General features: G+C 70.6%; 7 protein-coding genes. 4 read left to right on the top strand and 3 right to left on the bottom strand.

All coding sequences use genetic code 11. From position 1 onward, the window contains the following. Positions 1-36: 36 nt before the first annotated feature. Both AC13HU_RS22455 and AC13HU_RS22450 read right to left on the bottom strand, forming a co-directional pair. Positions 37-1,413, bottom strand: a complete 1,377-nt coding sequence (locus tag AC13HU_RS22455; protein WP_483043726.1) for an NAD(P)/FAD-dependent oxidoreductase — start codon at positions 1,411-1,413, stop codon at positions 37-39. Between the two features lie 512 nt (positions 1,414-1,925). Beyond that, a complete protein-coding gene (locus AC13HU_RS22450; protein WP_483043725.1) occupies positions 1,926-2,987 on the bottom strand; it encodes an SGNH/GDSL hydrolase family protein in 1,062 nt (353 codons plus the stop codon). Between the two features lie 236 nt (positions 2,988-3,223). On the opposite strand from AC13HU_RS22450, the gene AC13HU_RS22445 reads away from it, so the two are divergent. Next, positions 3,224-4,612 carry a cystathionine beta-synthase gene (locus AC13HU_RS22445; RefSeq protein WP_483043724.1) on the top strand — a complete coding sequence of 463 codons (1,389 nt, stop codon included), beginning with the start codon at positions 3,224-3,226 and terminating at the stop codon, positions 4,610-4,612. Positions 4,613-5,006: 394 nt separating this feature from the next. Here the strand turns inward: AC13HU_RS22445 and AC13HU_RS22440 are convergent, their stop codons facing one another. Beyond that, complete coding sequence (locus AC13HU_RS22440; protein WP_483043723.1) at positions 5,007-5,426, bottom strand: hypothetical protein; 420 nt, start codon at positions 5,424-5,426, stop codon at positions 5,007-5,009. A 90-nt stretch (positions 5,427-5,516) separates the two neighbouring features. Here AC13HU_RS22440 and AC13HU_RS22435 point away from each other — a divergent pair, with 90 nt between their 5' ends. The 3 genes from AC13HU_RS22435 (at position 5,517) to AC13HU_RS22425 (ending at position 9,999) form a co-directional block, all read left to right on the top strand. Beyond that, complete coding sequence (locus tag AC13HU_RS22435; protein ID WP_483043722.1) at positions 5,517-6,875, top strand: acyl-CoA synthetase; 1,359 nt, start codon at positions 5,517-5,519, stop codon at positions 6,873-6,875. 219 nt (positions 6,876-7,094) lie between these two features. Next, on the top strand, positions 7,095-9,278 hold the full coding sequence (locus tag AC13HU_RS22430) for an MMPL family transporter (protein ID WP_483043721.1): 2,184 nt from the start codon (positions 7,095-7,097) through the stop codon (positions 9,276-9,278). 223 nt (positions 9,279-9,501) lie between these two features. Next, positions 9,502-9,999: a hypothetical protein gene (locus AC13HU_RS22425; protein WP_483043720.1), complete on the top strand. Its 498-nt coding sequence runs from the start codon at positions 9,502-9,504 to the stop codon at positions 9,997-9,999. Positions 10,000-10,148 lie beyond the last annotated feature (149 nt).

Here is a 10,148-nt window from a genome sequence, read left to right as displayed (position 1 = left end):
CCCTTCGAAGCGCGCTTGTGCTCCTGCCGAGCCCTGCTAGGAGGCGACCTTCTCCGCGGCGGTGGCACCCTTGGCCGCGCTGGGCGCCGGGATCGGCCGCGCGGCCTCGTAGAACTCCTCGCGGGGGTTCTCGATCGCGCCGAGCGAGACGACCTCGCGCTTGAGGAACATGCCGAGGGTCCAGTCGGCGAAGACCCGGATCTTGCGGTTCCAGGTCGGCACGGCGAGGCCGTGGTAGCCGCGGTGCATGTACCAGGCGATCCGGCCCTTGAGCTTGATCCTGGTCTTGCCGACCACGATCATCGCGACGCCCTTGTGCAGGCCCAGGCCCGCGACCGCGCCCTTGTTGGCGTGCTTGTAGTCCTGCTGCGGGAAGCCGCGCATCCCGGAGATCACGTTGTCGCCGAGCACCTTCGCCTGGCGCAGCGCGTGCTGGGCGTTCGGCGGGCACCAGGCACCCTCGCCCGCGGCCAGGTCCGGCACCTGGGCGTTGTCGCCCGCCGCCCAGATGTAGTCGGTGCCCTGCACCTGGAGGGTGGGCGCGGTGTCCACGTGACCGCGCGGGCCCAGCGGCAGGCCGAACTTCGCCAGCGCCGGGTTCGGCTTCACCCCGGCCGTCCACACGATGGTGGAGGCGTCGACCTCGAGCCCGTTGGCGAGCACCACGTGCTTGTCGACGCAGGACTTCATCGAAGTGCTGAGGTAGACCTCGATGCCGCGCTCCTGGAGGTGTTCCAGGCCCCACTTGCCGAGCTGCGGGCCGACCTCGGGGAGGATCTTGTCGGCGGCGTCCACGAGGATGAAGCGCATGTCCTCGCGCTTCACGTTCGGGTAGTACTTGGCCGCGTCACGGGCCATGTCCTCGACCTCGCCGATGGTCTCCGCGCCGGCGAAGCCGCCGCCGACGAAGACGAAGGTGAGCGCCTTGCGGCGGATCTCCTCGTCGGTGGTGGAGTCGGCCTTGTCGAGCTGCTCCAGGACGTGGTTGCGCAGGCCGATCGCCTCCTCCACACCCTTCATCCCGATGCCGTTCTCGGCCAGACCCGGGATCGGGAAGGTGCGGGAGACCGCGCCGAGCGCGATCACCAGGTAGTCGAAGGGCAGCTCGTACGTCTCGCCGACCAGCGGCTCGACGGCGGCGACCTTACGGTCCTGGTCGATGCTGGTGACCCGCCCGGTGAGCACCTCGGCCCCGGGCAGCACGCGTCGCAGCGGGACGACGACATGCCGCGGGGAGATGCTGCCTGCTGCGGTTTCGGGAAGGAAGGGCTGGTACGTCATGTACGAGCGCGGGTCGACAACCGTGACGGTTGCCTCGCCGTACCGCATCTTCTTCATGATGCGGCGCGCCGCGTACAGGCCGACGTAACCGCCGCCTACTACGAGAATCCGTGGACGCTCCGTGGTGCTCATGGATTCGAGTATCCAGTACGCCCGAGGGTGTACCTCGTGAGCCCCTTCACAAGGGTATGGACACCCCCTGCTACACTGCGCACCTTCGCGGCCGGGGGCGGCCCGAAAACCCGCCGCCCAGCGCGGTCACCAGCCGTTATACACGTCGCTGAGCAGCGTTGATCGCCGCCCCGCCCGCTGTGGTTCCCCTCTCCGCAACACCCCGGAAACACGGATGGCCCAGGGATTCAAGGGGATTTGGGGCCTCGGGCCCTGGAAAGTTGGCCCACCAGGCGGGAACTTCATGTGAAGAGTTTCACAAAGGATTCCGTGTGCCCATGATCCGGACGCATCGGCAGCCCCGTCCGGCGCGCTCACCAGGAAAGATCGTGGTCTCAACTGAGCGCGCAGGCCCGCCTCCAGGGTGCCTGGGCGGCGTCCGTAAGCCCCGGCGTCCAGGGCGCCGGGGCTTACAACCGGGGTCGTGACCGGGACCGGCCCGGCCGCCAAGCGCCCGGGCGTCCCGCGTACGGTCACGCTCCGCGTTGGGCCGCGCCCTCGGCCGACGCGTCGGACGCGTCCCCACTGTCGTCCTGCGGGTGCTCCTGCTCCACCGGGCGCCGGCGGCGCCGCTTCATCAGCGCCCACCGCCCGCGCGGGCCCGCCGACACGGCATGCGCGGCCGCCACCTCCGTACCGGCCTCCGACGCCGCCTCGGCCGCCGCCTCGGCGACCGGCAGGAAGCCCTCGCCGCGCCGCGCGTCCGGCCGTTCGTCGGTCTCCGGCCACAGGCCGAGCGACGCGCACAGCGTCGGCAGCATCGCCATCGCCGCCGTCGCGTAACCCTCTGCCGAGGGATGGAAGTTGTCCGGCCCGAACAGCTCGCGCGGCCGTGCCTCGAACTCCGGGCCCAGCAGGTCGCCGAGCGAGACCGTACGCCCGCCCAGGTCCACCACCGCGATGGTCTGCGCCGCCGCGAGCTGCCGGCTGGCCCGCCGGGCCAGCCACCGCAGCGGCTGGTAGACCGGCTCCACCGAACCCAGGTCCGGGCAGGTGCCGACCACCACCTGCGTGCCGGCGTCGCGCAGCCGCCGCACCGCGTCGGACAGCAGCCGCACCGATGCGGCCAGCGGCATCCGGCGGGTCACGTCATTGGCACCGATCATGATCACCGCCACGTCGGGCGGCGGCACCGAGGAGTCCAGCAGCAGCGACACCTGCCGGTCGAGGTCGTCGGACTGGGCGCCGGGCAGCGCCACGTTCATCAGTTTCACCGGCCGCTCGGCCACCGCCGCGAGCCCCGAGGCGAGCAGCGCCCCAGGCGTTTCCCGGGCCCGCCGCACCCCCTGTCCGGCCGCGGTGGAATCACCCAGAAAGCCCAACCGCAGCGGGGCCTCGTCGGTGCGGTGCGCGAACGCCGACCCGTATCGGCCGTCGGCCCGCGGCGGTGCGTCGTCCGACCCGCCGACCATCCGCTTGGCCAGCCGCGCCTCCGTCAGCAGGAGCCCCACCGCGGCCCCGCCCAGCAGGCTGATCCCGCCGCCGCCGAACGCCGCCGCGGTCGCGATCCGCCGTGCCACCCTCGCCCTGGACATCGAGTCGGCCCACCTCCCTGGACTATCCGGACACCACCATGCGCCACCGCGCACACACGTTCCCCGCCACACGCCGAAGACCGCACACCGACCCGGCGCGACGCGCGCCACAAATGACACCCCAAATGACACCCCTACCCACGTCGGGGCCGACCGCAGCGTCCGCGTTTCCACCAGGCCCTCTCGCCCCAGGCCCTAACCTGGTGCCACCATCACGGAGAACCCGGAGACACACGGTGCAGTTTCACGACTCGATGATCAGCCTCGTCGGCAACACCCCGCTGGTGAGGCTCAACAGCGTGACCGCGGGGATCAAGGCGACCGTCCTCGCGAAGGTCGAGTACTTCAACCCCGGAGGCTCGGTCAAGGACCGTATCGCCCTGCGGATGATCGAAGCCGCGGAGGAGAGCGGCGAACTGCGTCCCGGCGGCACCATCGTGGAGCCCACCTCCGGCAACACCGGAGTCGGCCTGGCGATGGTCGCGCAGCGCAAGGGCTACCACTGCGTCTTCGTCTGCCCGGACAAGGTCTCGACGGACAAGATCAACGTCATGCGCGCCTATGGTGCCGAGGTCGTGGTCTGCCCGACGGCCGTCGACCCCAGCCACCCCGACTCGTACTACAACGTGTCCGACCGGCTGGTGCGCGAGACGCCCAACGCCTGGAAGCCGGACCAGTACAGCAACCCGAACAACCCGCTGTCGCACTACCACTCCACCGGCCCCGAGCTGTGGAAGCAGACCGACGGCCGGATCACCCACTTCGTGGCCGGTGTCGGCACCGGCGGCACCATCTCCGGCACCGGCCGCTACCTCAAGGACGCCAGCGACGGCCGGGTGAGGGTGATCGGCGCCGATCCTGAAGGCTCCGTCTACAGCGGCGGCTCCGGGCGCCCGTACCTGGTCGAGGGCGTCGGCGAGGACTTCTGGCCGACCGCCTACGACCGCGAGGTGGCCGACGAGATCGTCGCCGTCTCCGACAAGGACTCCTTCCAGATGACCCGCCGGCTCGCCCGCGAGGAGGGCCTGTTGGTCGGCGGCTCCTGCGGCATGGCCGTCGTCGCCGCCCTGGAGGTCGCGTCCCGGCTCGGCCCGGACGACGTGGTCGTGGTGCTGCTGCCCGACAGTGGCCGCGGCTACCTGTCGAAGATCTTCAGCGACGAGTGGATGAGCTCGCACGGCTTCCTCGACGAGAACGAGGGCGAACCTCGGGTCGTCGACGTGCTGGCCCACAAGGACGGCGGCCTGCCCAACCTCGTGCACATGCACCCGGATGAGACGGTCGGTCAGGCGATCGAGGTGCTGCGCGAGTACGGCGTCTCGCAGATGCCCGTGGTCAAGCCCGGCGCAGGGCACCCCGACGTCATGGCGGCCGAGGTGATCGGCTCGGTGGTCGAGCGCGACTTGCTGCACGCGCTGTTCACCAAGCGCGCCGGCCTGGACGACCCGCTCGACAAGCACCTGTGCCCGCCGCTGCCGCAGGTCGGCTCCGGGGAGCGGGTCGGCGACCTGATGACGGTGCTGGAGAACGCGGACGCGGCGATCGTGCTGGTGGCGGGGAGGCCGACCAACGTCGTGAGCCGGCAGGACCTGCTCGCCTTCCTCGCCGGCCACGGCGCCGCGTGAGGCGGTCCGGGCATCCGGCGGCCGGTGTTCGCCGCTCCAACTCCGGATTCCGCTCCGGAATCCGTGAACTGGTACGCCCGCGACACGTCCACGCAGCACGCGCTTAACACGGGTCCGGCAGATTGGGTGATGTCGAAAGCGCGGCCGGTACACCCGGCCGCACCGGCACCCAAGTGGCGCCAAGGCTTCCGGAGCGGCTCCCGGACTCCATGGTGACCCTGGACGCGCAGGCCCGGCCCTGACCCGGCACGCGTCCTGGCGAGGACCGCCGTCGTCCCGCCCCCCGGGCAGCGATGCCCCGGGGGTGCGGCGGTCCTCGCCCCTCTTCCTTTGAAGCTCTCCCCCGACCTGCGGCACCCCCACCGGGCGGGCTCTTCCGTGGGGTGGGCCGGGGTCAGGCCCAGTCGTCCTTGTCGGCGCGGCGGTCCTTGGAGAAGAAGTTGCCCACGCCCAGGGCGAGGTTGACGCAGACGATGCCGGCCCAGCTGATCAGGAGCCCGGTGGTGCCCGCGTTGGCCACGCCGATCGCGGAGAGCGGGATCGCGGCGATCATCGTGAAGCCCGCGAAGCCGTAGCGCGCGAAGCGGGGGTTGCTCTGGGGCGGTCCGATCGGGCGCCGGTCGGCGCGCGCGGACGAGGTCTGCTGCTGGGCCAGCTCGCGGCGTACCCGCTGCTCGACGCGGCTGTCCACGCGCTCGGCCACCTTCTCCATGAACGAGTCGACCAGCTCCGACTCGTACTCCTCGCCGAGTGTCTTGCGCGCCTGCAAGGTGGCGGCGAGTTCCTTCTTGAGTTCCGGGTCGCGGGCGTCCATAGGAGCAACCGTATGAGGCGCGGCGCTTGGGCGACACTGGGGCTAACCCCCGGTTTTCCCGGGGGCGGGCTGCCCAGTAGGAGGATTCCCATGGCATCGGTGCCGCTGCTCACCGCCTTGCACGGAGGGTCGGACCGTCCGGACGCGCTGCGGGTCGACGGCAGGGAGTGCAGTTACGAGGAACTGCTCGGCGCCGCGGGGGCGGTCGCCCGGCGGGTGTCCGGGCGACACGCGTTCGCGGTGGAGGCCGACGCGTCGCTGGAGACGGTCGCGGCCGTGGTGGGCGGACTGCTCGCCGGGGTGCCGGTGGTGCCGGTCGCCCCGGACGCGGGTCCGGACGAACGGGCGCACGTACTGCGGGACTCCGGCGCGGAGCTGCTCGCGGTGGACTTCGCCGAGCGCGCCGACTTCACCGAACGGGCCGATGACGCGGGGGAGCCGGACGCGGGCGGCGGGCGGCCGGCACTGGTGCTCTACACCTCGGGTACGACCGGCCCGCCCAAGGGCGTCATGACCTCCCGGGCCGCGATCGCCGCGGACCTGGACGCGTTGGCGCAGGCGTGGGAGTGGACGGCGGACGACACCCTGGTGCACGGGCTGCCGCTGTTCCATGTGCACGGCCTGGTGCTCGGCGTGCTCGGCGCGTTGCGGGTCGGTAGCCGCCTGGTGCACACCGGCCGTCCCACTCCGGCGGCGTACGCGGCGGCCGGCGGCAGTCTCTACTTCGGTGTGCCCACCGTGTGGCACCGGGTGGCACGCGACGCGGCGGCGGCCCGCGCGCTGTCCGGGGCGCGGCTGCTGGTGTCGGGGAGCGCGCCGCTGCCCGCGCCGGTCTTCACCGGTCTCGCCGAACTGACCGGGCACGAGCCGGTCGAGCGCTACGGCATGACGGAGACGCTGATCACCGTCTCCGCCCGGGCGGACGGGCCGCGCCGCCCGGGCGCGGTCGGCACCCCGCTGCCCGGAATCGCCACCAGGATCGCCGAGTCCGCCGACGGCATCGGCGAACTCCAACTCACCGCCCCCACCCTCTTCGACGGCTACCTCGACCGCCCGGAGGCGACCGCGGCGGCGTACACCGACGACGGCTGGTTCCGTACCGGCGACATCGCGGCGATCGACCCGGACGGCACGCACCGGATCGTCGGGCGGGCGTCCACCGACCTGATCAAGTCAGGCGGCTACCGGATCGGCGCGGGCGAGGTGGAGAACGCGCTGCTTGCCCACCCGGCGGTGCGCGAGGCGGCGGTGGTCGGCGCGCCGCACACCGACCTGGGGCAGCAGATCGTCGCCTATGTGGTCGCCGACGGGGTGAGCGCGGGCGAACTCACCGACTTTGTCGCCGCCCGGCTTTCCGTGCACAAGCGGCCGCGCGAAGTCCGCTTTCTTGATGAATTGCCGCGTAACGCCATGGGAAAGCCGCAAAAACGGTTGCTCCCGCCGCTGTGATCGCGGTAGTCATACCGGGTTCTCTGCGCGCGCGGCTGCGACGCGCAGGAACTGTCCGGGGGTGGCGGTTTGCCCCTTGCCGGGCGGCAAGTAAGATCTGGGTCACAACCCACCCATATGAAAATCTCCGGCCGGCGTAGCGCGCCGTTCGGGTCGCCGATGCCCGGGAACCGCTCCAAAGGGCGGCGGTGATACGTCCTGCCATGGAGGCAGCACCGCATGTTCCACCGCATCGGACGCGCAGTCGTCCGCCATCCCGTATGGACGATCGTCGCGTGGCTCGTCGCCGCCGTCGCGATCGTCGCCACTGCGCCGAGTCTGCCGTCCAACAGTGACGAGAGCAGCTTCCTGCCCAGCAGTTACCAGTCGATCAAGGCGATGGACCTCCAGGAGAAGGCGTTCCCGTCGGCGTTCACGCCGGCGGCGATCGTCCTCTACCAGCGGACCGACAACGCCCCGCTGACCGCGGCCGACAAGGCCGACGTCAGCAAGATCACCACCGCCCTGGACGGCAAGCACATCGACCAGGTCCAGAAGGTCGTCGCGGGCACGCCGTCCAAGGACGGCAAGTACGACACGGCCCTTGTCCAGATGGACAAGAAGTCCAGCGGTCAGCCGAAGCAGGCCGACGCGGCGAAGGCGCTGCGCACGGACTCCAAGGACCTTGCCAAGGGCACCCATCTGAAGGTCCAGGTCGGCGGTCAGGCCGCGCAGAACCTCGACCAGCAGGACGCGGGCAACACCTCCGACGCCGTCGCGCTGATCGGTTCGCTGCTGATCATCATCATCACGCTGCTGATCATCTTCCGGTCCCCGCTGGTCGCGATCATGCCGCTGGTGATCCTGATGGCCCTGGTGTTCACCACGTCCAACGGCCTGATCTCCTACGCCACCAAGCTCTTCGGCCTCCAGGCGAACAGCTCGATCTCCGCGCTGCTGATCGTGGTGGTGCTCGGCGTCGGCACGGACTACTTCCTCTTCCTGATGTTCCGCTACCGAGAACGGCTGCGGGCGGGTGACGAACCCAAGGAAGCGATGATCAACAGCGTCACCAGGGTCGGCGAGGCAATCGCCTCGGCGGCCGGCGCGGTGATCATCTCCTTCCTGGCGCTCGCCCTGTCCACCCTGGGCTTCCTCACCCAGCTGGGCCCGGCGCTGGCCATCCTGGTCGCGGTCACACTGATCGCCGGTCTCACGCTCTTCCCGGCGATCTGCTCGCTCATCCCGCCGAAGGCGCTGTTCTGGCCGGGCAAGAAGTGGAACCAGGAGCCGTCCGGCACCCGTTTCACCTCGATCGGCCGGATGCTCGGCAGCAAGGCCGGCCTGGTCGCCATCGTCTCCGGTCTGGTGATGGTGCTGCTGACACTCGGCACCCTCGGCTACAAGGCCGACTACGACCTCGCCTCCGGGTCCATCCCCAAGACCAAGGAGTCGATGGTCGTCCAGGACAGCATGCAGAAGGCGTACTCCGCCGGTGCTGCCGACCCGACGTCTGTCTTCCTCACCAGCACCAACGGCAAGCCGCTGACCGGTGTGGACTTCACCGCCTACAAGAACAAGCTGGGGCAGGCCGACGGCGTCGCCTCCGCGACCTTCGACCAGAGCACCGGGCTGAACAAGGACCGCACCACGGCCCTGTTCAACCTGACGCTGAAGTACTCCGGCGCGAGCGACAAGGCCATCGCGGCGGTCGGTGACGTCCGAACGGCTGCCAAGGACAACGCTCCGCCGGGAACCGAGGCGGTGGTCGGCGGCACGTCCTCGATCTACCGGGACATCAACGCGGCCGTGAACCACGACTACCGGACGGTCTTCCCGGTGGCCGCGATCCTGATCATGGTGATCCTGGGGTTGCTGCTGCGCAGCATCGTGGCGCCCTGGTACCTGATCGCCTCGGTGGCCCTCGGGTTCGGAGCGACGCTCGGCTCCACCGTGCTGATCTTCGGCCGCGGTAGCGGGCTGATCTTCATGCTGCCGATCATCATGTATCTGTTCGTGGTGGCGATCGGCACGGACTACAACATCCTGATGATCGCCCGGCTCAGGGAGGAGGCCCGCGAGGGCCGCGAGCCACGCGAGGCCGCGGCGGAGGCGCTGCGGCACGCCGGTCCGACGATCGCCTCGGCCGGGTTCATCCTGGCGGCGACCTTCGCCACCCTGATGCTGTCCGGCAACTCCTTCCTCACCGAGATGGGCTTCGCGATCGCCTTCGGCATCGTGGTCTCGGCGTTCGTGATGGCGATGTTCTTCACGCCGAGCCTCACCGCGCTGATCGGGCACGCCGCTTGGTGGCCGGGTCACGCGGACCGCGCTGTCGGCTCGAACGACGCCGACGTGGTCGCCGCGCGCGCCGGCGGGGGCTCGTACGACGCTCCGGAGCTGGACGAGACCGGGCGGCGGTAGCCGGCCGGAAGTTATCCACAGGGGCCGGACAGGTGGGGAACACCTGTCCGGCCCTTCGGCTACGCTGACATCGTCACGAGTTGATTGCGGAGCGTGAGCGGATTCGGGCTTTTCACTGCGCATGGTGACGGGTTGTCGGACGGGGCGGACGCCGGGCGAGTGGGCGGACGGTTCTGCGGGTCAACGGGTAGATCGATGTGTGGAGTTGCCGGGGGAGGCTGAAATGGCGGGGGAGCGGGGACCGGAGCGGGTGACGGCGCCGGAGGCGGGACGGCTGCCGCTTGAGGCGGAGTTGCCGTCGGCGCGGTGGCGGCGGCAGGTGCTGACAGCGCCGGGGCTCGCGCTGCTCGGGGTGGTGCTGCTGATGGCCGCCGTGGCGCTGGACAACCGCAAGGGCCGGCGGGAGGAGGTGCTCTGTCACCAACTGGGCTTGCCCTGGACGCAGTTCGCGGTGACCTATGCGGCGCTGCTGTGCGGGGTGGCCGCGTCGGTGGTGTGCGTGCTGTTCTTCCGCGCGGCGGCGCGGGCGGGCACGCGCGGCGCCGAGTCCTGGCAGGGCACTCTCGCGCTGTGCATATGCATCGCCAACGCGGTGGCGCTGCTCATCGAGGCGGTCGCGGTATACGGAGTGCACGCCGAGGCCGGTGATCCGTACTGGCAGTGCTCGGGAGCACCCGCGCTTGCCGGACTGCATACGCTCATGCAGAGTCATGTCCTGTGAATAGACCGGTCGGCGGGGCCCGTGGACGGCTCCGGCCGGGCGGTTCGGACCAGGGACGGACGGGCATGGGCAGTGCTGACGGGGCTGACAGGGCTGACGGCGTTGACGGGACGGACCGTGCCAACGGCGCGGCAGGCACGGCCGGCGTG

It is taken from the genome of Streptomyces sp. NH27, from assembly GCF_056859195.1.
This window is presented reverse-complemented; position numbering and strand designations above follow the sequence as displayed.

Excerpts from the sequence above, each read along its gene's own strand:
- AC13HU_RS22430 (WP_483043721.1), top strand. The coding sequence starts at position 7,095 with ATGTTCCACCGCATCGGACGCGCAGTCGTCCGCCATCCCGTATGGACG.
- AC13HU_RS22440 (WP_483043723.1), bottom strand. The coding sequence starts at position 5,426 with ATGGACGCCCGCGACCCGGAACTCAAGAAGGAACTCGCCGCCACCTTG.
- AC13HU_RS22425 (WP_483043720.1), top strand. The coding sequence starts at position 9,502 with ATGGCGGGGGAGCGGGGACCGGAGCGGGTGACGGCGCCGGAGGCGGGA.
- AC13HU_RS22455 (WP_483043726.1), bottom strand. The coding sequence starts at position 1,413 with ATGAGCACCACGGAGCGTCCACGGATTCTCGTAGTAGGCGGCGGTTAC.
- AC13HU_RS22450 (WP_483043725.1), bottom strand. The coding sequence starts at position 2,987 with ATGTCCAGGGCGAGGGTGGCACGGCGGATCGCGACCGCGGCGGCGTTC.
- AC13HU_RS22435 (WP_483043722.1), top strand. The coding sequence starts at position 5,517 with ATGGCATCGGTGCCGCTGCTCACCGCCTTGCACGGAGGGTCGGACCGT.